Source organism: Roseovarius sp. THAF27, from assembly GCF_009363655.1.
Classification (GTDB): domain Bacteria; phylum Pseudomonadota; class Alphaproteobacteria; order Rhodobacterales; family Rhodobacteraceae; genus Roseovarius.
The window spans coordinates 52,673-73,992 of sequence record NZ_CP045394.1; the positions used below are offsets into that span (position 1 = coordinate 52,673).

Sequence of the window (21,320 nt, forward strand, 5' to 3'; positions counted from 1 at the left end):
GCTGCCATGGGAAAAGCGCGGATCGCCACCGGGGTGCTTCTCGTCACACTGGTGACCGCCGCCATGGGCTATACCATCGCCTCGGCGGTGCTGACCTACCAGGACCTTGGCTTCGGGGCCGAGATCGACTTTGCCTATATCGCGCAGAACTATATGGCGATCCTCGATCGCCGCCCGGAGGACGCGCAACTTATTCACCTGATCATCGGCAGCTTCGCCGCTGCCGGCCTGATGCTGAGCCTCGCTCTTTCGGGATCGGCCCTCACACGCTTTGGCCAGACCCATTGGCAGTCTGCGCGCGAGATGAAGGCCAATGGGTTTTTTGGCGCACCCGGCACCGGATTTATCCTCGGCAAGCTCGGCTCTCCGAGGTCCCGCGCGAAATACATTTGCTCGAAAGTTTTCCCCCATGCGCTGATCGTGGCGCCCACGGGCCGCGGCAAGACCACGGGCTTTGTCATTCCGAACCTGCTGACCTGGCAAGGCTCCGCCGTGACGCTCGATGTGAAGGGCGAGTGTTTCGAGGCCACGGCCCGGCACCGCGCGGCCCAAGGCGACAAGGTCTATCGCTTTGCCCCTACCGATTGGGAGGGCAAGCGCACGCATCGCTACAACCCGCTCCTGCGCATCTATCAACTGAAAGACCCCGCGCGCCAGCAGATGGAATTGCAGCTCCTGGCGACGCTCTTCCTGCAAAGTGACAACGACCGGGTGCAGGGCCTGCTCAAAGGCGGGATCGATCTCTTCGTGGCGGCTGGCCTGTTGGCCTTCCAGCGCAAGCGCCCCACCTTGGGCGAGATCTACCGCATCGCAGCCTCGGGCGGGAACAAGCAGAAAGAGTATTTCGCGCGGGGTCACGAGGTCGACAACAGGGCGGCCAAACTGATCTTCACGCGGCTCGCTTCGACCAATAACGACACGCTGACCTCCTATGTCTCGCTCCTGATGACCTCGGGGCTCGACCAATGGCAGAACCCGGCTATTGATGATGCGACGGCGGTCTCGGATTTTGATTTCCGGACGATCCGCAAGAAGCCCTTCTCGGTCTATCTCGTGGTCCAGCCGCTGATGGTGAAGCCCCTCGCGCCGTTGATCCGTCTCTTCTTCTCTGATCTCCTCTCTGCCATGCAAGAAAAGGACCCCGGGCCGGATGAGCCTTGGCCGGTGATGATCATGCTCGATGAGTTCAATCGCCTGGGCAAAATGCCCATCGTGGTCGAGAGCATCGAGACCTTACGGACCTATCGCGGCCACCTAGCCGTGGTCACCCAGACGATCCCCGCCCTCGATGAAATCTATGGCGAGAATACCCGCCGTGCCCTGCAGGGCAACGCGGGGGTGAAGCTCTACCTGACACCGTCAGATGAAAAAACCGTCGAGGAGCTGAGCAAGGCGGTCGGCAAGACCACCAAGACTGTCGTCACGCGATCTCAATCAATCGGCAAGAACCCCTTTGAAGGGCGCAGCCAATCCACACGGACCGAAGAAAGCTCCTTGCTGCCTGAAGATGAGGCGCGCCGCCTGCCGCTCGACGAGATCGTCATGGTGATCGATGCGCAAATGCCGGTCCGTGCAAAGCGGATCCAATATTTTGACGACCGGCTGTTCAAGGCGATCCATGCGGCGCAGACAGGGGAGTTGCCGTTTCCGGAGCCGGGGGGAGGGGGAGCGCAAGGCACGCTGCCGCTGAGTGTTCAAGCGATGCCGATGACACCGCCTGCGAGTGGAGGGCATGGACCTGAAACTGACGCGGTTGTGGAGAGCGCAAGACAAGTTCCGGGCAGTCAAACGTTAGGGCAAATCGACGTCGCCCCAAAGAAGACCGTGCCTGTCGTTCAAGCTGTGATCGCCCAGGAACAGCGACAGATGGAGTTGGATTTTGGGGACCAGGTTGCGGATGCCGAGACAGTGGGCGTGGATGATGAGGCGCAGATGCGCTCTGCCGTTGGTGGCTTGGACGACATGGAAGCGATGCTGCGAAAAGGGGATGGCGAAAAGAGGGTTGCTCGATAGGGTGGCGTGCATGGTTTATATGTTGGGGAGGCGGGAAGCATGCGTAATTGGGCTGACCCTGCTCTGAGGTCGAGCTCCCGATAAGATCACAGCAATGCTGTGAGAATGGGAGACAGAGAATGGACTATTTTGTTTGTTCGGATATTTCGCTGCGATCTTGCGCGGTCTGCATTGTTGATGCACGTGGCAAGGTCTGCTTGGAGCGGGAACTGCACTGCGAGGTCGACGACATTGCAGATTGCCTGGATGGTTTTGGACATCCAATCGCGCGTGTCGGCTTCGAGGCTGGAGCGTTCAGCTAGCACCTTTTCTTTGGTTTGCAAGAAAAGGGTTCGACATCGTTTGTATGGAAGCTCGGCAGGTCAGTGCGGCGCTATCAGCGATGCGGAAAAAAACCGACAAAACGGATGCGAAAGGCATTGCACATATACTGCGTACGGGGTGGTTCAGTCCCGTGCACATGAAGAGCCGCGAGGCGCATGGCGCGCGCGTTGCTGAGCACCAGAAAGGCATTGCTCAAGAAGACTATTGATCTGGCCAACGAGGTTCGCGGCTTATTGAAGATATTTGGCGTGCGTCTGCCAAGAACGGTCAAACATGGCAGCTTCGACGCCCTTGTCCGCCCAATGATCGAGTTGGACGAGGTGCTCGCACATGCGGTCATTCCACTGCTGGATGCGCGCGCTGTGCTTTTCCAGAACTATCTTGAACTGGATCGCAGGGCGAAGCGCGCAGCGTCGCAAGATGAAGTTTGCATGCGGATGATGACCGTGCCTGGCGTCGGCCCGATCGCTGCGTTGACATTCAAGGCGGCGGTCGATGACCCAAACCGTTTCAAACGTTCTTGCACGGTGGCTGCGCACTTTGGCCTCGCGCCAAGGCGATACCAGTCGGGCGAGCACGATAATCCAGGCCGCATCTCAAAAGCGGGCGATCAAGATGTACGAGCCACTCTCTACGCCGCCGCAAATGCTCTGCTTATGCGTACGATGGCTAAATCTCAGATCAAGTCATGGGGAATGCGATTGATGCGCACAAAGGGGCGACGGCGCGCTGTTTTTGCTGTCGCACGTAAGCTCGCTGTGCTTCTTCACCGGATGTGGGTTGATGGCACGGAATTCCGTCAGGAACAGGTGGGAGGAACGGCATGACCTGAATAGCCGAACACCTAACCTGACGGGATCGTCCAATCCGGACGAGGTCTGTGGATGAAGACGAAAATGTCTGCTGCGCAATGTGAAGCGCGCCGGGAAGCAGGGCTCTCCACAACCAATCGGACACATGCATGCAGCGGCGCCTTTCGAACGTCAAACCAGACTGCGAAGAGAAGCGTGACCCGGATAAGCGATCCAAAGCGGAAAAACGAAAGGAAACGAGCTTGACCCAGACACCCAATTAGCGAAGCTGACCTTCGCTGCGTGAGCGTTTGCGCCTGGCAAGACCAGCGATAGCTGACATTCAGCAACGGCGCTACCGTTGTATGGACCTGCATAGGCCCATCACTGATTCAGTGTTCGCAAATTGTTCTGATTTCGCTTGACCGAGATTTCAACACAACATATTTGTTGCGTCATGACTTTAGTGTACGATTCGTCCACAGGCTACCTTGCTCCCGGCGTCCATATTGTGACCTGGGATGAACTGGTCGCTCTATGTTCGGTCAATCAGCACCGAACGCGCTTGGTTGGCGGCCTCAAGAGTGCCGCCCTTAACCTCGGGGGAGCAGGCTGCACGTTGTTGCTTTTGGATGGAAGTTTCGTGTCTGAGAAGGACCTACCAAACGACTATGATGGCGCTTGGAGCCCAGTTGGCATGAACCCTTACCTTGTAGATCCGGTGCTGCTCGATTTTTCGCCATCCGGACGCGCGGCAATGAAAGCTAAGTACGGCGGAGAGTTGTTCCTAGAGAGCGCGGTCGCCGCACCCGGTGTACTTTTTCGTGACTTTTTTCAATCCGACAGAAGTGGAAACGCCAAAGGAATACTGTCTCTAGACCTAGGGAGCATCAAATGATCACCAATGAGCGCCAATACAAAATTACTCGAGCAAATGCCGAGAAGTTTAAGGCTGCGATTGATGGCTTTGATGTCGCAGAGAGAGAGAAGGCCGGCATACACCCGACCTTTATTGAGGCCGAGCTTAGTGGCTTGAATAGCCAACTGGTCGACCTTGAAGAAGAAATCCGAGCATATGAGGAGCTGCAGTCAATGCAAGCTCCCGTTATTACGGTGGAGCGGATTGAAGACCTAGCCGAGGGCTTGATTGCAGCAAGGATTGCTTCCGGACTTTCTCAGCGTGAACTCGCGGAGAGGATGGGACTCAAACCTCAGCAGATCCAACGCTATGAATCGGATAAGTACTCGAGTGCAAGTCTAGCCAGAATTATTCAAGTAACAGAAGCACTCAATATTGAACTTAGAAACGAAATACTGGTCCCGTACCAACCTGATGGTTTCGAAGGAGTTTTGCAGAAGCTATCTCAGGTAGGCTTGGACGCAGCTTTCCTAAGATCTAAACTTCTGAGCTCAGCGGATGAAAGCAGGTTTAGCGCTCTTTCCGATGGGTCGCCGCAAGAGGCACCAACAGTTGTTGACCGCTCGATAGAAGCGGTTTCGAGAGTCTATGGTTGGGCCAAAGACCAGCTTTTCTCGGCGCATCCCTTGAGTGTGCCAGCAATAGCTGGAGCGCAAGCAAGGTTCAAAATGCCAGCAAAGCGAGACGCTGATCAAACAGCTCTTTATGCGACATATGCCAATTATCTGGCCCGACTTGTGTTGAATGCGACGCCGGTAATTGAAGGCCCAGCGGTACCTGATGAGCCGGAAGAATTTCTGAGACTGTTCCACGAAAACTATGAAGAGTTTGGTTTCCGAGACTTGCTAAACTTCTCTTGGGATTTGGGTATCCCAGTGGTGCCATTGCGAGACGGGGGGCAATTTCACGGAGCATGTTGGAGAATATCAGGCAGAAATGTCATTGTAATGAAACAAAAGACTCCACATGTAAGTCGATGGATATTCGACTTACTGCATGAGCTTTACCACGCATCTCAACGACCCGAAGAAACTGACTTCGTGATTTTGGAGGCTGCCGAAACTTCCGAGGAGCGCCGTAGCTCCGATGAAGAGGTAAGAGCAAGTCAATTCGCTGGCGAGGTTGGTCTCTCGGGCCAGGCGGAAGAGCTCACGGCAATTGTCGTGGATAGAAGCCGCGGCGACATCAAAAGGGTCAAGTCCGTTGTTGCGCGCTTGGCCGAGGAGAGGGGCGTGGACGTTGGATTGCTCGCAAATTACCTAGCATTTCGCCTTCAGATGCAAGGGATCAACTGGTGGGGAGCTGCGGCGAACCTCCAGCGAGGTGGCGGGGATCCTTGGATGGTCGCGAGGGATGTGTTTTGCGAACGGTTTTCCTTTGATGGCCTAGACGACGTCGATGGTTCAATTTTGCAACGAGCTCTTGAGAGGAATTATTGATGAAACCCTTGGTCGAACTCAAACCACTCAAGATTAGCTGCACGGATAGCGATTGCGATAACGGTCTTCACTGTTTCAAGACGACGCGACAGATGGGGCGTAAGGAGCGTGGAAGTTGTCGGTCTTGCGGTGCCAAGCTTATCGACTGGCCGCGGCTGCATAAAAGATCAATCGAAGATGCTGAATTCACTTTCGAGGCGCTTCGAAATGAAAAAATTAGGCATCATTTCTTTCACGTTGAGATTGATCAGCGTGCAAAGAACTACGCCAAGCGAAAGGGTTGGTTGAAGCTTCGAGAAGCAGTCGAAAGTAGGATCAGAAAGTACGTGGCGAAGGCAGGGAACCCGCGTGATGGGCGGCAAACACCGTTCGAAGACAATCCAATCTTCTATGCACAGCACGCAACCGCCACATGCTGCCGAACCTGCCTCAACTACTGGCATGACATCTCCAAAGGCCACGATTTGACTGATGAGGAGGTAGACTACTGCGCGGACCTAATTGAGATGTATCTTCGAGAGCGCCTGGACGACGTTGAAGACGGGCCACAGCGTGTTCCCCCGATCCGGTCAAAGATTATGGGGTAGGGGGTCGAGAGATGCTCAGAGGCGTTATCAATACGGAGCAACAGGCAGAGCATCTGCGCAATAAATCGGTCAGCGCATCTGAACGGCGTGTGCTGCTTTCCAAGCTAAGCGGCTCCGACCAAGAAGCTGACCTAAGCGTTCCGACGAATTGTGAAGGCTTCGGTCGAGTTCGTCACTTCAAAACCTCAACGGCTCCGAGCTGGCCGTCCAACCCACTGCCAATCCTGCCGGCGGCGAAGGCTCTAGGGCTCCCGGACGGCCAGACTGCCATGGAAGCACAAGTCTATCAAAACGCGGCTTGCCCTTGGCGATGCTGGTACTGTTTCGTTCCTTATCCACTACTGAGCGCCAACCCAAAAAAGTCGAAGTGGTTCACGATATCGGAGCTAGTAGACCTCTTCGAGAATGAGGCAGATGGGTGTCCGAGAGTCATCGATCTATCAGGTGGGTCGCCGGATTTGGTCCCAGAATGGCCAGTTTGGATGATGGAAGAGCTGGAGGCCAGAGGACTCGATCATCAGACGTTTCTATGGTCGGACGACAATCTCAGCACTGACTGGCTTATGACTAAGCTGTCGAAGTCGCAGCTGGAGCGAATGCAGTCTTACAAGAATTACGGTCGGGTTTGCTGCTTCAAAGGTATCGATGAAAGGTCATTTGCGTTTAACACAAATGCAGAGCCAAGCGGCTTTGAGTTCCAGTTACAAGTAATGGATAGGCTGCTGGACCTCGATCTCGACGTCTATGGCTACATCACGCTTACCGACCCAACGTCTGACAACATCGATTCTCGGATGAGCGCCTTCTTCGACCGTTTGCAGACCATTCATGAATTCCTCCCCCTTCGCATAATCCCACTGCAGATTGGCGTCTACGGTCCAGTGGAGCCGAGAATGAATGACGAGTTTGATGCCAGCCTTGCTATACAAGAAGTGGCAATCCAGCACTGGAACGTGGAAATCGAAAAAAGGTTCTCACTCGAAGATCGTCAACGGCCAATCACGGACGTGAGCTTGCGGAGGTCTCAGGTATGAAACACGCGCCGATCGATCTCTGGTCGTTCGAAAGCAGGGTAGAGTTCTGGCTTCTAAAGTCGCTATCGGCGGGCGTCACTAGCTTCTCAAGTCTGCTTGCAGAACTCCCCGGAGTGTACCCCACTGCCGCAATGGCGGGAATTCGTCGTCTAGTCAAAAGTGGGCGCATTTCAGTCGAGATGGGCCGAAAGCTAGCTCTCCAAGCACGTGTCGCATCAAGCCCCACTTCAACTTATGCCGAACTTCCACCGCCGCATCCGTTGGATTTCGAATGGAGATTCAACCAGGAGACTTCTGAAGCACTCGCTTCTCGAGCTGTGATTCCCAGTGCACGACGTTTTGGAAGGACGCTTTGCCTTGGCGTCCCGACAGTCGCCTTGGCCGCAATCAAGCTAGGTTTGGGTCAACACGCCGACTTCTTGGGAGAAGCCAACGAGATTTCAACGGCTGTAAGCGAACATGCACGAAGAAGGGCTAGCTCGCTCTCAACACATTTCGGTTCGAGCCGGGCTTCTTCGGCGTCCTATGCGAGTGTAGTTCTAGATCCTCCTTGGTATGATGATTGTCTTCACGAGATGATTCCGCTGGCGGCTTCTGCTTGCCAGCACAACGGTACCGTGTTCGTGGTCGCTGCCCCATTCGGTTCGAGAAGATCGGCGATCGATCATCGCGCCAATCTGATTTCCATTGCTGAACAGTGCGGTCTGGTTCTGGCAAATCAAGTTCCAGCATTCGCGAGGTATCAGACCCCTTTCTTTGAAGCCAATGCTCTTAAGGCCGCTGGCTTAGCGGTACCCGGAGATTGGAGGACGGCCGACTTGCTCGAGTTCCGAAAAGCCGGTGTTGGGAGCAGCCTGCCTTTGAAGGCTCGAACAAGGCCTCGCCCGTGGCACGAACTCTCCGTCGGTCGGATGCGTCTATTTATCGACGTGTCTCAACCAGATGAGCATGGAGGCGATGTCACACTAAATAGCATCGTTGCAGGTGACGTATTGCCTACAGTGAGCAGGCGCGACGGACGGAGGACGCGGGCAAACGTTTGGACGTCTGGCAACCGCATCTTTCGGTGCAACAGGCCAAATGAGTTAGTTGCTGCACTCGAAGGAGACTTGTTGGCGCTTCCAGAATTTTACCATCGCGATCCATGTCGACCCTATTACCACAGAAATTTCCAACGATACGCTACGTTGAAGTTCCACCTTCAGAAGCTCTCCGCTAAAGAGCTGCAGGAAGAGAAGGAGCACTTTGGTGGGAACAGTGGCGCGGCGCGAAGAATTGCTTCACGAACTCAGCGCGAGGTTGCGTTCGCACAACTTTTGGGGTCCGCTCCTCGCAGAGATCCTTTGCAGCCGTTTGGACAGTAAGTTGCACGTGGCGATCTTTTCAGAACCATTTTTGTCGTTCCTCAAAGCTGGACAGAAAACAGTAGATACGCGCTTGTCCTCGGTGAGGTGCGCTCCCTACGGCCATGTATCCTCGGGTGACCTCGTTCTTGTGAAAGAAAACTCTGGGCCGATCACTGCAGTAACAAGAGTCTCCGATGCTGAGTATTTTGCTACTGCGCATCACTCGTTGGATGCAATTAGGGCCGACTATGGCACTAGGATCTTGGCTGGAGATGATTTCTGGCGATCAAAGCAGTACGCTAGGTTTGCTTCCGTTATTCACGTTGAGCAAACCACAGAGTTTGCACCGATCGAATTTGCGAAAACTGACAGACGAGGATGGGTCGCGCTGGATGACGACCAGTTGGAGTTTGCTTTTTGACTGGCAAGGTAGTCCTCGCTTTTTCCGGGCAGATAGGCAGTGGCAAAAGTTCACTGGCAAAAGCAATCAGTGACGAGTTTGGTTTTCCCCGAATAAGCTTTGGCGGCTACGTCAGGCATTTGGTTCGACAGTCTGGCGGAGACGAGAGTGACAGAAAATCACTTCAAGACGAGGGCGAAAGACAGGTCGATAACGACCCAAGTGCGTTCCTATTGGCGACACTCAATTATCACGATGTTGACAAAGCAAACTCCTTTGTTGTTGAAGGCTTGAGACATACTTCGATCCTGAACGAGATGCGCAAGTTCTTCGGAACAGATCTTATCCACATTCATTTGGAGGCTGCCGATCAAATTGCCTTCGTGCGTGCGGTAGCACGCGGAGACGACCCAAAGGTCGTGGAGCGCGCTTTGCGACACACAGTCGAGGCCGACGTGGCGATAACGTTGCGCGAAGCCGCCGACTTAGTGCTTGCCGCTTCTGAAACGTTGTCGGAACTGACAACGCAAGTTGTTCCGTTGGTTGAATCGAGAACCTGACGGACAAGAAAAGCACGGAACACGGACATCCGCTGTTGCGAGGTTGACCTGGAGGAAACCTCCCTTCCGTAAGCCTCGTAGAGCGTGATAGTTGTAGCAGATTGCTGCTGTCAGAAGTTCTCGATCCTCAGTATCGCTTTGATTTCTTTCGCACGTTCCGCCAACGGGGAATTGGTGTGATAAACACTATCAATGAACCCTTGAGCCCATTCTAGTAGTTCATTCAGGCGCTCAGGTGGATCTGGCCGAAAGGCTTGGTTGGCGTGGACGATATTGTTCCTGATCGTTCTAAGCTGTCTGTAGCAATTCTCGAATACCGACTTCTCTTGGTCGAACTCGATGTCCACGTAGCGGTAGTCTTCGATGTTGCCGTCGTAGCGGCCAGGAACCCCGATCGACTTTAACTCGTCAAAGAGATCTCGTGGAAGGTCGGGTGAGGTCTCGTGAAAGTGCTTGATTGCCCCTTCGAACGCCATCTCGTTCAATACCAAGCTAATGAGCTTGCGTTCTTGCTGGTTCATGCTGCCAGACTCCCAACCTTAGCATATTCTAACGTGCGTGCGCTCAGCGAAGCAACGTATTGGCGAGGTAGTTGACTTTCTTGATCAGACCGAAACGTACCATCAGTTCGCTGCCGACATGATTTCGCTTTTACGCCGAATGGCAGCAATGCGGACTGCGAATGCAGCATCTTGACCCGTTGGTGAACGGCAGGAATGGGCCGTCACCGCCTGCCGAGGCGACCCAACCTTGAAAGCTGCGCCAGCATTCGGGCTCCTGTGCCGGTTGCGTCACCGGAAGGAGCTGCGGTTGGCCCACCCGCAGTATTGGGTCGGCTTGGCAACGCTTGCACACCAAAGAATTGGCGCGCACGCAGAGCTGCGTACTCCGCGCCAGTCGCACCTCCGATGGCGTATCGGTTGTAGACTTGCTGGCTTCCTGCGAGCCCTCGGGCAAAGGCATAGCTGCCGCCGAAGCCGGCTGAGAGCGCTGGCATCATGATGTTTCCAGAAATCGCCCGCACCAGGAATGGCGTTGCTATGATAAATCCCTTTGCCATCAGCACCATCATGAAGAAGGGGATGAGCGCGCCGATGTTGGAGGCGCCTTCCGGGTCGCCCAACTCAGCAAGAAGCGCACGCGAGACCCCCGTGATCGTCGCGAACACGCCAGCCACGACGATAGGGTACATCGCGAAGGAAATCAGCGCCGAAAGCCAGCGTGCGAAATAATCCTTGGTCACTTCAAAGAGGGTCAGGAAGATCATGATCGGTGCAATCCCGATCAGCAGAGCGATCATGAGCCTGGACGCAACGACGATGAACGCAGCCAAGCCACCGAGGATTGAGAGCAGCAAAACCCCAAGGGTGTCCAACAGGGCACCGGCCATCCAGTTCAGTTCAGACCCCGCGGCATTCAAATAGTCCCCGAGCGCCGCGATCAGGTCATCGAACTCCTCTGCGAAGGTGCCAGACGGTCCGGGTGATCCGCCGCCGACCGAGGCCACAAGCGACCCGGCAGTGCTGTCGATCCCGTTCAGGATCGCCGCAGCAAGGATGTTGAACTGTACCCAGTTGGTTGCAAATGCGCCTATCAGCCCGATCTTCACGGCGAGCCAAAAGGCGGTGCGACCGTCCATGGCGCGATACTGGTAGATCGTGTTGATGAAAACCAGAATGACGACGAGTGTGGTGCCGAGGACGAGCATCGTTCCGACTGTTGCGGCGACTGCGCCGAATTGCGTCTCGGCAGCGGTATTGAGATAGCCTTCAGCCGTTTCCACGAAGTAGGTGACGACGCTCATGGAATCCTACCAGTTTCCGGCGGCTTTGCAGATTGGCATGGCTTCACGCCGAAGCTCATTTGCCTGGCGTCGAAATTCTGACGTCGCTTCCACGATGTCCCAGTATTCAGATGCGGCGAATTGCTCGCCGAAGACGCCTTCAGCGGCCTCCCAAGACGGATACCGCGTGGGACATTCGCAGCTCTGGGCTTCAACGATGCGTTGCATGCTCTGTGCCCGATAAATCTGTTGGATCAGGAGCCGTTTATGGGACTCGCGCACATCTATGTTTTGCATCCACTCTGGCTCTGGAGGTTGATTAGGGCAGACATCCGGTTGGTTTTCGAGCGTTGGGATCAGGTTCCGTTCAGAGACGCCAGCGGTTGCGCAGAGAACGACGAGCAGGCCTGCCGTCGCAACGACCCGCATCATTCTGAAGCCGCCTTCGTCGCCAAAGATTCTCGCTTCACGAACGTGGTGTAGCCGTAATCACCTGCTTCAGCTGTAATGACTTCCCACCCCTCTGCGCCGCGCTCATTCAAGGCGCTTCGCATCGCGTCGTAGTCCTTTTGCTTCTTCACCTGGAAGAACAGGATGTCATATTCAAAGGTCTTCATTGGGAAGCTCCAGTCTCGGTTGCGCCGGGGAGGTAGAATTCTGTGATGCCGCGCCTGCCGTCATGGCGACCGGCCTGGATGATCACGTCGATGGAATTCTCGATATATTGGATCATGTCGGCATAGGTCATTGGGATCTCGGTCTTGAGTGCCGCGATCGCGAGCCTCTGCACGGCGAGTTGCGGGGTTTCGGCGTGCAGCGTGGTCATGGATCCGCCATGACCGGTGTTGATCGCCTCGAGGAAGGTCATGGCTTCCTTTCCGCGCACCTCGCCCAGAATGATCCGGTCGGGGCGCATGCGTAGCGTGGCAGTTAGCAGAACATCGGCTGTCTGGAATTCCACATCGCGATTGGCGATGAGGGTCACGGCATTGGGCTGGGTCGGCAGAAGTTCGGCGGCTTCCTCGATGGTGACGATGCGTTCCTCAGTAGGCACATGAGAGAGGATCTTCCGCGCGGCAACGGTCTTGCCGGTGGAGGTGCCACCAGAGACGATCATGTTGAGCTTGTTGTCGACGCAGAACGCGAGTGCATCGTCGATGACGCCAGACGCGACGACCCCGCGCAGTTCCCGGGTTTTCTCTAGGCGGAGTTCTTCAAGCTTTCGTTCCTTTCCATAGAGGAAATCAAGCGCGATCCCGTCGAGTGGCAGGCTCGAGAAGAACCGAAGGCTGATCGACATCGCCGACAGCACGGCAGGCGGGGTGATGACCTGTGCCCGGATCGGCCGGCCCTTGTAGGTGATCGAGACCGAGACGATGGGCCTGTCCTTGCTCATCGTGGTATTGGCGGAGGAGGCGATCTGGTTGCCGAGATCCTTCACTTCTGTCGCGGTCAACGCCTGGTCCAACTGCCGCATGAAATGATCCCCCTGGAACTCTCCCCAGCAGCTGCCGTCGGGATTGATGCAGATCTCGATGACATCATCACGTGCGGCGGCGTCGATCCGGTCGAGCGAGGTCTGGAGATAGCTCAGCGACATGGGCTCAGAATAACTCCAGATCGCGGTCGACCATCACCGTCACGCGGGCCCCCTGGTCGACATAGATGACGGGTCCGATCGAAAGGTAGTCGCCAATGACGCTGTCGGTGGCATCGGCGAGATCATCGCCCAAGTCTTCGAGAACGTCGGCGGCAGTCTCGCCTTCGACATTGGAGGCGGCGGCGTTCGGCGCGGCGGATATCAGAGAGATCAGCGCGGCAGAGCCAAAACGCTCGTCAAATCTGGTATCGACAAAGCCGGTCACACCGGAGCGGCCAAGTTCGTCTCCTCCGAAGGAACTGATCTGGACGGTCTGGTTGTCGGGCAGGACGATCCGATCCCAGGCGATCGTGACCCGACGTTGTGCGATATCAACGCCGGATCGATAGCGCCCGATAAGACGGGAGCCGCGTGGGATCAGGAGCCGGGAACCGTCGAAGCTGAAGACGTCTTCGGAGACCACGGCGCGGGTCTGGCCGGGCAGAGAGCTGTCGAGAGCGGTTTCCATGACGGCCTGGATCATCGTGCCCTGGACAATGGTGTTCGACGGATTGGCGATAACCTCGGCCTGCGTGACCGACGTGGGCAGCGCGCCGTTCAGCACGAAATCCGTCACCTCTCCGAAAGTGCGTTCGGACAGAGCCGTCTCATTAGCGCCCGAAGTACCGCCAAAGGCGATGGTGGGCGAGGTGATGCGGCTTTGCTGAAATGCGCGTTCCTCGGCTGCGCGGCGCTCGAGGTCCGCAAGCCGTCTTGCTTCCTCCTCGAGGAGCATGCGTTCTTCTTCCCGCGCCCGCAACTCGTCCTCGGTGGGACCGACGGGTGCCGGAAGGGGGCGGTTGGCTTCGAGCTGGGCCAGCTCGAGATCCATGCGGAGTTGCTCCAGCTCGCGATCGCGCGCTGTGAGCTCGTCGCGAAACTGCTGTTGCGCGGCTTCCGAGGCGGACTGCAGGGCGGCAATCTGGGCGGTCAGCGCATCGATGGCTTCGGCGGCAGTCGTGTCTTCTTCGACCACTGGTTCTGGCGCGTTGCGCAATTCCTCGATCTGGGCCTGAAGGGCGGCAAGCTGCGCCAGAAGCTCGGCGTTGGGTTCCACCGGATCCGGTGCGACCAGCACCACCTCAGGATCAGGCGGAGGGAGGGTTTCAATCGTCCCGAACCCGTCGCCCTCGTTTTGGAACACGTCCGGCGTGGCCGTGGGCAGGGCTTCCTCTTCCTCTGGTTGGGACATCAGATAGAGCAATGCCCCGCCCGCTCCGATCACGAGGACGACGAGCAGTGCGAGCAGCGGAGAGCGCCGCGGGGCAGCGAGTCGACCTGTTCCTTTGCCTCGTTCAAGGGCGGCGAGGCGCTTTTCGAGATCCGTGTTTCCAGCGTCGCTCATGAGCCTGCCCCCGCTAGCGGTGTGGCCTCGATACAGACCACCTCTTCCCCGACCCGCAGAACCCATTGCCTGTTCACGCCGGACACCCGGATCACGCCGTCCTCGGTGGCCTGCGTGTTCACCGTGCGCTCGCGGCCCTTTGCGTAGCGGAAGATCGCGGGCACCGGCGCGTTCCGCGGGAACTCAAAATACGTGAAGGTCCCGTCATCCCAGACGCGGGTCGGCGTGAACTCGGTGCGCGCGCTGGCACCGTAGTTGTAGTTCGGCGCTTGTGCCGCGACGGCGCGGCCCTTGCGCGTGTGGTCGTCTGGATAGCGGAACTGCACCACGTAGAAGGTCGGGCTGCGGGTTTCCTGGACGTTGAAATAATAGCTACGCCTGTTCGTGTAGACGGTCACGTTGGTATGGACACCGCGCGCGATGGGCTTGATCGCGAAGGCCTGGCCGCCGGGGACGCCGTCAATCTCGAAGCCCTCCGTGTCGCCTGCGATGATCGAGCGGATGCTCTCGCCTTCGCCGAACTCGACCGTGGTGACATGGGTGAGTGAAACGCTCAGACGGTAAACCTGGGCTTCCTGGTAGGTGGCCAAGCGCACCCGGTTGTCATTGGGCCCGCCGCGCGGGATGGCTTCGGCGAAGGCGAGGTCCGGCAGGAGGGCCATCCAGAAAGCGAACAGGCTGAAGCGAAACACGGTCAATTCTCCAATTTGTCGGAGCGGATAGAATATTCGAGCACGGTGAAGCCGAAGGGATTGGTCCAGACCTCATCGATGGAGCGGCGAGTCTCGGGGCGGAACTCGAAAAGAAGGGTGGCTGTGAAAAGACCGGTCTGGACGCCATTGATGGATGTGAGGCGTTTGCGCAGGCGGACCGTGGCGCGGCTCAAACCGATGCGATTGATACTAAGGATTTCCACATCGAGCCGGGCATTGGGGCCATAGACCGTCGGTGGGTAGTTCTCATTGGCGCTGTTCCAGATCTGGCGTAACCCGCTCTCGGCAGCGCCATCTGAGCGGCGCAAAACGCTTCGGATGCGCAGATCGTTGTCGAGCTGGTTGTAGACCTCACGGTCGGTCACGTAGCGGAACACCTCCGCCTCGATGATCGCCTGGTTGGCGGTGACAGACGTCGCTTCCACCGAGGCTTCGGGCAGGGCAAAGCCCGTCTCAGGATCATAGGGCACAACGACCGGGGGAGGATCGACATCGAGGATCGCGACGGCCGCCGCGCTCAGGCATCCGAGGATGCCGAAGATGAGGCCGATGAGCCCAAGGCGCTGCCAGAGCCGTTCACGGCGTAGCGCGCCATAGACCAGCTCTTCTTCGATGATTTCCTGTTCACTCGCCACGTGTCACACCTCGGCTCGGCGTTTCGAAATAGATTGAATCGGTTCTTCGCTGCCTCTCGCTTCGTTCGAACGCGAAAACCGATATTTGATATTCTGGGTCAATTTCGAAACGCCCTAATCAGCCCGCAGGTCGGGTAGGGTAAAATCCATGAAGCGCTGCTCCTCGGCGATGGTGGCCGCATCGATCACGCCGCCGGTGCCGTCGCCCACGGTTTGCACGGCTTCGAGCTGCCACATGGCGACCAGTGCGATGGCAAGTTCCGCCGTCACGCGCGTGTTGAGATCGACGCTTTCCTTGAGTTCGTCCATGTCATCGATCAGCGCGACCAGCCGGTCGACCCGTTCCAATGATTGGCCTGCGTCTTCGTAGCTGTTCTGGGCGGCGGCCGCGACGAGCGCGCCGGTCGTGGCTTGCGTCGCCACGCGATTGGCACCGGGATTGCCGCTGGTCGCCATTTCCGAGAGGGTGTCGTCGTCAAAGCCGAGATCGGCCAGTACCCGGTCCATCTGGGTTTCGATTTCTCCCGCGCCGGAGCCGGACAGGCCCGAGAAATCCCCCGTCTTGATGGCCTCAATCGTCGCAAGGATGTCGCCGAACTCTTGGTCGAGCAGACCGTTCAGCTCGTCTTCCATCTCGGTGCGGATGATTTCCGGCAGTTCGGCGAGGCGCGTCAGGGCCTCGTAGGTTCGTTGCAATTCGCCAAGTTGGTCCGTGAGCGTTGCAAGGTGTTCACGGAGCTGAGTCAGCTGCTCGTTTTGCAGGATCTCGTCCTCGATCATCTGCCGCAGCTGCTGGATGTTTTGCGCGATGTTCTGGGTGTCGACGACGGGCACGCCTTGCGCGAGGGCAGGGGACGGTGTGCCGAGATGCAGGCCAATCCCAAGCGTCGTGGCCAAGGCCGTTCTCAGAAAAATCCGTCCCATCAGTCAATCTCCCTGATCGTGAATTCCATGAAGGCGCCTTCGGCCATGTGGGCGCTGGCCTGCGCCAGCTCTTCGGCGGAAAGGACTCGGGTCCGTGCTGCCTGAAGTCTGATGCGGGCGGCAACGAGACGTACGAGTTCGGCGCGGGCATAGGTATTGAGCGCGATGCTTTCCTGAACGTCTTCGGTTTCGGAAATCCGCTCGACGATTTCTTGGATGCGTAGGGCGGCTTGGCGGATCGCGGCGGGCGAGTTGCTGCCATAAAAGGCGGCCCCATGCCCGGTGATCGAGAGGTTCGCATTGGCGAGAAGTGCGGGGTCGATCGTGCCAAGCGCTTCGATCCCACCGATGCGGCTCAGATAGAGATTGTAGCGTTCGGGGATGACCTGGACGTAGTGCTGGGTCTCAGTGAAAGGCGGCACCCCACCATATTCGAACACCCGGCCGGGTCCGGCGTTGTAGGCCGCGAGCGCGTTGATGATGTTTCCGTCGAAGGTGTTCAGTTGCGTTGCGAGGTACCGCGCGCCGCCATGCACCTGCAGGTAGGGGCTGTCATAGTATTCCGGGTTGATGCCGAGATCGCTCGCGGTGCCGGGCATGATCTGGGTGAGGCCGAAGGCGCCGACCGGCGAGCGGGCACCGATGGTGAAGCGGCTTTCCTGCCAGATCAACGCCTGCAGCAGGGCGCGCCATTGGACCGGCGATAGACCCGCGCGCCCCACGCCTGCAAATCCGCCGGTCTCCTGGGCCACGCGGATGATGAGCTGCTCGATATTCTCGGCGGCATCCCCGAACATCTGCGCGCCGCCGGGATTGGGATCGATCTCGGCATTTCCATAGACGGCTTCGACAGAACGTGCGGGATCACCGCTGCCGTTCTCCAGCCCCGAGACCATAGCCGGCAGGCCCTGACCACCAAAGCTGGTCTGGGCATCGAGGATGCGCTGCAGGGTATCCAGCTGCTCGCGTTCGATCTCGGCGATGAGTTCGCGCACGGACAGCTTGTCGGACTGGATGGCGAGGTCGGCCCCGCGATCGCCGGTCTCAATGATATCGCGCGCGGTCAGCCCGCTGTCATTGGTCGGCACGCCTTGGGCAAGGGCAAGACCGGGCAGCAGGCAAAGCGCCAGGATATGAGGCAGGCTAGACGTCAAAGTCGCCCTCCGGCGCGCCAAGCGGCGTGAAGGTGCAATCAGGCGCGACGGGGGCCGTCGAGGCCAGGAAGGTGAAGCAATTGGCCTGCGGTTCTTGGTATTGGGCGCAGGAGGCGAGAGCGCCAAGCGCAGCGAGCAGCAACAAAATGCGTGTCATGAAAGCCTCCAGAAGTCAGGACGGTCGCGGTAATCGGCGCCGACGAGCGCCTCGCCTTTTTCCATGCCGCCGAGGATGGTGAGATTGGGCCCGAGGGCGCTCAGATCGGCATCGACGACAATGGAGCCCTGATCATCGCGGATGAGCGCGAGGCGGCTGTCGCTGCCGGTGTTGAGAAGCACGTCGAGTTCCTTCTCATAGAGGTTCAGCATCGCGTAATCGGCGGCGTGCGCCCTGATGTTTGGGAGCAAGATTTGCGTCGGCACGGCCTCGACGATGGTCTTGCCGGTGCGCGTGCGCTCGAGCTGACTGGCGTATTGGGTCATCATCACCGCGACGGTGTTCTGCTTGCGCGCGGTGACCAGCCAGTTCGACAGCCGTTCGGCGAAATACGCGTTATCGAGGGCCTTCCAGGCCTCGTCGATCACGATGATAGTGGGGCGACGGTCCTCGATCTCGCGCTCCACCCGGCGGAAGAGATAGGAGAGGACGGCCATGCGCTCCTTCTCGGCCTCGCTGTCGAGAATGCCGGTGAGATCGAAGCCCACCACATCGCCTTCCAGCGAAAACGTGTCCTCCAGCGTCTGTCCGAAGATCCAGCCGTAGCGGCCCTCTTCGGTCCATTCGAGCAATCGCTGGTACAGATCGCCGCCATCGTCGGTGGAGACGAACAGCGATGCGAAATCCCGCCAGTTCCTAAGGGCCGGGTTCGTGGCCTGCGCGTTCTGGCGCACGACTTCCTGGATGCGGTTGGTCTGCGCAGGCGTGAGCGGCTTGTCGGCGCGATGGAGCAAGGTGGCGAGCCAGTCCGAGAGCCATGCCGTGCCACGCGCATCGGTCTCGGTCCAGAGCGGATTGAGACCGGTGGGTTGGCCGGCTTTCAAAGACGCATAGCGCCCGCCATTGGCGCGGACCGCCATCTCCATACCAAGACGATAATCGAAGACGAAGATCCGCGCCCCTGCTCGACGGGCCTGTGTCATGAGGAATGCCGAAAGCACCGATTTGCCCGAACCGGGTCGCCCCATGATCAGTGTATGCCCGCTGGTCGGCTCTTTCTCGGGGCTGCCTTGCTCGTGATAGGAAAATCGATAGGCGCTCTGCTCAGGAGTGGGCAGATAGGTGATGACCTTGCCCCAGGGGGTCTTCTCCGCTGGTTTGCCGAGCTGCGTCCGGTGAAACGCCGCGAAATCCGCGAAGTTGCGGTTGGTGATGGCACTGGCACGCACGCGCTTGGTCTGGTTGCCGGGATGCTGGCTCAGGTAATGCGCCTTGGCGGCGACGCGCTCCCCGATCATCTTCACGCCCTCGGCGGCGGCCGCGTTGACGATCTCGGCGCTGAGGGTTTGTAGCTTGTCGAGCGTATCGCAGAAGATTGTCACGACCATGTGGTGCTCGCCGAAGCTCTGCCGCTTGGCCTCCAGATCATCGGCGGCGATATCAAGCGCTTCCATCAGCGAGAGGGCGGCGTCCTGGCTGGCCAGCATCTGCCTTTTTTGCCGCTTGATGCGACCCGCCATGAGGTTCGAATTGATCGGTGTGAAGGAATGGGTGACGATCATGTCTACCGGCAGGTTCAGCATGTCAAACATGGTGCAGGAGGTGGTCTCGGAATATTCCCCGATGGTGAAACTCTTGCCGTAACGATGCCCCACGACGCCTTCGGAAAGCTCGAAATGATCTCCTTGAAACGTCACGCGGGTATTGGCGACGTTGAAGGACAGGAAGCCGAAGGTGTTCGCCGGATAAAGCGGCAGTTCCTGGCCGGTGTTGAGGGCTCCCAGAAAGCCGATGAGTTCGCCGCTTTTGGCGGTTAGCACGCGCGGATTCAGCTCCGTCAGGCCTGCCAGGAAGACACTCACGGCCTCGCCCAGACGGCGCAGGCGCTTCTCGGTTGCTTCCTTGAGGCGATCCGGCGCGCTGCGGTTCAGGAATGGCAGGACGCTTTTCGGAGGCGGGCGATGGATCACCGTGAGGGTCAGGGTCTTGTCGCGCAGGCCGCTGGTTTCGAGTTTCGCGTGCCAGAGGCGGTCAACTTCTCCAGCAAAACTGTCCTCGCGCACTGGCTCGAGGTCCGGCGTGATCGCCTTGGAGACCTTGTGGACATAGTAGCTGAACTCCGGCCCCAGCTGCGCGATGATCCGGGCAAAGAGCGCGGTCACCTTGTCGAGATAGGCATCATCCGTCGTATAGCTGTTGACCCCATCGAGCCGGATGCACTGGAAGAGCTCGTTGACCCGCGTCCGCACCGTTCGGTCATCGACCAGACTGACGTAAGGAAGCATATGCGCGAGGCGGGTTTCGCGGGCATACCAGTCCGGCGTCATGGTCCGGGTATCGAGGGCTTCGTCGAGAACTTCACTATGGCGCATAGCTGTCCCCGCCATGGATGGAGCGGTTCCGCGTCGGCGGCGTCTCCTGCAGTGCCGTCATCATCACGTCGATAAAACGCGGATCCCAATCGGCGGCCTTCCAGAGCACCGGGTAGAGCAGAGCGGCCACGCCCAGTATCGCGATATGCTGGACCCAGACGAACAGGAGCACCGAGCCGAAGAGCCAGACCATCGCATACATGATGGGCAGGCCCAGAAGCTTCGGCGGCCGCACGAGGCCGAGAAAAAGGGGTGACCGTTCAGCCACCGCCAAAGACCGCGGCAACGATGGTGGGAGCGGCGGCAACACCGGCGATCCCGACAAGCACCCAGAGCGCCTGGCGCAGATCGATGATGTTGAAGAACCAGCTTAGGAAGACGCCTAGAACGGCGAGCGTGGCGATAACAACGCCGAGCGGCCCGGTCAGCGCATCGACGATACCTTGTAAGAGGCTCTGGATCGGGGAGAGATCGATGCTCTGCGCGAGGGCCGGTTCTGCAATGAGCAGGAAGAGCGCAAGCGAGGCAATAAACCCGTTAGATGTATGTCTCATGAATTTGATCCTTCCAATCGGACCACGACGGCCATGACACGGGCCACGTGGTTCTGGGTTTCTCGGTAGGGGGGAATGCCGCCGTGCTGGCGAACCGCGTCTGGGCCCGCGTTGTAGGCTGCGAGCGCGAGCCGAGGATCGCCGAACGTTTCCAGCATCATCGCGAGGTAGCGGGCAGACCCGTCGAGATTCTGAAGCGGGTCATGCGGGTCAACGTTCAGAACGCGCGCCGTTGCGGGCATCAATTGACCAAGGCCGATGGCACCCGCATGTGAGATCACATTCTGCCGGTAGGCGCTCTCGACCTCGATATTGGCGCGGTAGAGGGTCAGCCAAGCTCGGATCGAGAGCTCCGCGCGGCGCAGCCCGGGATGCCCTGCGTAGCGAAGGGCGGTGACCTCAATGGCCGTGAGAACATCGGCGCGGGGCAGGAGAGCAGGCCGCGAGAAGGCTGCTAGCTGAACGTCATCTGGCTCAGCGTCCCGTTCGCCAAAGATTGCCAGATCGTCGGATGCTGACCCCTGACCGATGCCGTCATTGTAATTGCGGGCAAAGCTGTCTTGGGAACGCGACGGGGACAGAGACCCATCGCTCTCCATGACCAGCACCATCTGGGCAGAGGCGGGACCCG

Annotated in this window: 24 protein-coding genes; 9 read left to right on the plus strand and 15 right to left on the minus strand. The window is 58.3% G+C overall.

Annotated elements, in window-relative coordinates; translation table 11 throughout:
- Positions 1-6: 6 nt before the first annotated feature.
- From FIU89_RS21040 to FIU89_RS21075, 9 genes are all read left to right on the plus strand, one after another.
- On the plus strand, positions 7-2,013 hold the full coding sequence (locus FIU89_RS21040) for a type IV secretory system conjugative DNA transfer family protein (protein WP_152494652.1): 2,007 nt from the start codon (positions 7-9) through the stop codon (positions 2,011-2,013).
- Between the two features lie 119 nt (positions 2,014-2,132).
- Positions 2,133-2,315 carry a hypothetical protein gene (locus FIU89_RS22685; RefSeq protein WP_254701906.1) on the plus strand — a complete coding sequence of 61 codons (183 nt, stop codon included), beginning with the start codon at positions 2,133-2,135 and terminating at the stop codon, positions 2,313-2,315.
- 177 nt (positions 2,316-2,492) lie between these two features.
- Positions 2,493-3,164 (plus strand): IS110 family transposase, encoded by a 672-nt coding sequence (locus FIU89_RS21045; RefSeq protein WP_254701907.1) that lies wholly within the window; start codon positions 2,493-2,495, stop codon positions 3,162-3,164.
- Between the two features lie 430 nt (positions 3,165-3,594).
- Positions 3,595-4,026, plus strand: coding sequence for a hypothetical protein (locus FIU89_RS21050; RefSeq protein ID WP_216647099.1), 432 nt, complete (start codon positions 3,595-3,597; stop codon positions 4,024-4,026).
- A complete protein-coding gene (locus FIU89_RS21055; protein WP_152494654.1) occupies positions 4,023-5,486 on the plus strand; it encodes a helix-turn-helix transcriptional regulator in 1,464 nt (487 codons plus the stop codon). The genes FIU89_RS21050 and FIU89_RS21055 overlap by 4 nt, the downstream gene beginning before the upstream one ends.
- A 92-nt stretch (positions 5,487-5,578) precedes the next feature.
- Positions 5,579-6,073 (plus strand): DUF4186 family protein, encoded by a 495-nt coding sequence (locus FIU89_RS21060; RefSeq protein ID WP_254701910.1) that lies wholly within the window; start codon positions 5,579-5,581, stop codon positions 6,071-6,073.
- 11 nt (positions 6,074-6,084) lie between these two features.
- On the plus strand, positions 6,085-7,107 hold the full coding sequence (locus FIU89_RS21065; protein WP_152494656.1) for a radical SAM protein: 1,023 nt from the start codon (positions 6,085-6,087) through the stop codon (positions 7,105-7,107).
- A 1,248-nt stretch (positions 7,108-8,355) separates the two neighbouring features.
- Positions 8,356-8,874, plus strand: a complete 519-nt coding sequence (locus FIU89_RS21070; RefSeq protein WP_152494657.1) for a hypothetical protein — start codon at positions 8,356-8,358, stop codon at positions 8,872-8,874.
- Positions 8,871-9,413, plus strand: coding sequence for an AAA family ATPase (locus tag FIU89_RS21075; RefSeq protein WP_152494658.1), 543 nt, complete (start codon positions 8,871-8,873; stop codon positions 9,411-9,413). Before FIU89_RS21070 ends, FIU89_RS21075 begins: the two co-directional genes overlap by 4 nt.
- Positions 9,414-9,523: 110 nt before the next feature.
- Here FIU89_RS21075 and FIU89_RS21080 read toward each other — a convergent pair whose 3' ends face one another.
- The 15 genes from FIU89_RS21080 to FIU89_RS21145 all read right to left on the minus strand — a co-directional run bounded on the left by FIU89_RS21080 (position 9,524) and on the right by FIU89_RS21145 (position 21,300).
- Positions 9,524-9,934 carry a hypothetical protein gene (locus tag FIU89_RS21080; RefSeq protein ID WP_152494659.1) on the minus strand — a complete coding sequence of 137 codons (411 nt, stop codon included), beginning with the start codon at positions 9,932-9,934 and terminating at the stop codon, positions 9,524-9,526.
- A gap of 203 nt (positions 9,935-10,137) precedes the next feature.
- Positions 10,138-11,217, minus strand: coding sequence for a type IV secretion system protein (locus FIU89_RS21085; RefSeq protein WP_152494660.1), 1,080 nt, complete (start codon positions 11,215-11,217; stop codon positions 10,138-10,140).
- Positions 11,218-11,223: 6 nt separating this feature from the next.
- On the minus strand, positions 11,224-11,628 hold the full coding sequence (locus FIU89_RS21090) for a hypothetical protein (RefSeq protein WP_152494661.1): 405 nt from the start codon (positions 11,626-11,628) through the stop codon (positions 11,224-11,226).
- Positions 11,625-11,813, minus strand: coding sequence for a hypothetical protein (locus FIU89_RS21095; RefSeq protein WP_152494662.1), 189 nt, complete (start codon positions 11,811-11,813; stop codon positions 11,625-11,627). The genes FIU89_RS21090 and FIU89_RS21095 overlap by 4 nt, the downstream gene beginning before the upstream one ends.
- Entirely contained in the window at positions 11,810-12,796 is a 987-nt protein-coding gene (locus FIU89_RS21100) for an ATPase, T2SS/T4P/T4SS family (protein WP_152494663.1), read from the minus strand. Before FIU89_RS21100 ends, FIU89_RS21095 begins: the two co-directional genes overlap by 4 nt.
- Positions 12,797-12,800: 4 nt before the next feature.
- On the minus strand, positions 12,801-14,180 hold the full coding sequence (locus FIU89_RS21105) for a TrbI/VirB10 family protein (protein ID WP_152494664.1): 1,380 nt from the start codon (positions 14,178-14,180) through the stop codon (positions 12,801-12,803).
- Positions 14,177-14,842, minus strand: coding sequence for a TrbG/VirB9 family P-type conjugative transfer protein (locus tag FIU89_RS21110; RefSeq protein WP_152494677.1), 666 nt, complete (start codon positions 14,840-14,842; stop codon positions 14,177-14,179). Before FIU89_RS21110 ends, FIU89_RS21105 begins: the two co-directional genes overlap by 4 nt.
- A gap of 32 nt (positions 14,843-14,874) precedes the next feature.
- Positions 14,875-15,528 (minus strand): virB8 family protein, encoded by a 654-nt coding sequence (locus tag FIU89_RS21115; RefSeq protein ID WP_152494665.1) that lies wholly within the window; start codon positions 15,526-15,528, stop codon positions 14,875-14,877.
- 114 nt (positions 15,529-15,642) lie between these two features.
- Complete coding sequence (locus tag FIU89_RS21120; protein ID WP_152494666.1) at positions 15,643-16,452, minus strand: type IV secretion system protein; 810 nt, start codon at positions 16,450-16,452, stop codon at positions 15,643-15,645.
- Positions 16,452-17,540 (minus strand): lytic transglycosylase domain-containing protein, encoded by a 1,089-nt coding sequence (locus FIU89_RS21125; protein WP_152494678.1) that lies wholly within the window; start codon positions 17,538-17,540, stop codon positions 16,452-16,454. Before FIU89_RS21125 ends, FIU89_RS21120 begins: the two co-directional genes overlap by 1 nt.
- Before the next feature lie 55 nt (positions 17,541-17,595).
- The gene (locus FIU89_RS22395) at positions 17,596-17,763 is read right to left on the minus strand and encodes a hypothetical protein (RefSeq protein WP_172978209.1); all 168 of its coding nucleotides are present in this window, start codon (positions 17,761-17,763) and stop codon (positions 17,596-17,598) included.
- On the minus strand, positions 17,760-20,135 hold the full coding sequence (locus FIU89_RS21130) for a type IV secretion system DNA-binding domain-containing protein (protein WP_152494667.1): 2,376 nt from the start codon (positions 20,133-20,135) through the stop codon (positions 17,760-17,762). Before FIU89_RS21130 ends, FIU89_RS22395 begins: the two co-directional genes overlap by 4 nt.
- Positions 20,125-20,403, minus strand: a complete 279-nt coding sequence (locus tag FIU89_RS21135; RefSeq protein ID WP_057796642.1) for a type IV secretion system protein VirB3 — start codon at positions 20,401-20,403, stop codon at positions 20,125-20,127. Before FIU89_RS21135 ends, FIU89_RS21130 begins: the two co-directional genes overlap by 11 nt.
- Positions 20,396-20,689: a TrbC/VirB2 family protein gene (locus tag FIU89_RS21140; RefSeq protein ID WP_057796599.1), complete on the minus strand. Its 294-nt coding sequence runs from the start codon at positions 20,687-20,689 to the stop codon at positions 20,396-20,398. Before FIU89_RS21140 ends, FIU89_RS21135 begins: the two co-directional genes overlap by 8 nt.
- Positions 20,686-21,300 carry a lytic transglycosylase domain-containing protein gene (locus FIU89_RS21145; RefSeq protein ID WP_152494668.1) on the minus strand — a complete coding sequence of 205 codons (615 nt, stop codon included), beginning with the start codon at positions 21,298-21,300 and terminating at the stop codon, positions 20,686-20,688. Before FIU89_RS21145 ends, FIU89_RS21140 begins: the two co-directional genes overlap by 4 nt.
- Positions 21,301-21,320 lie beyond the last annotated feature (20 nt).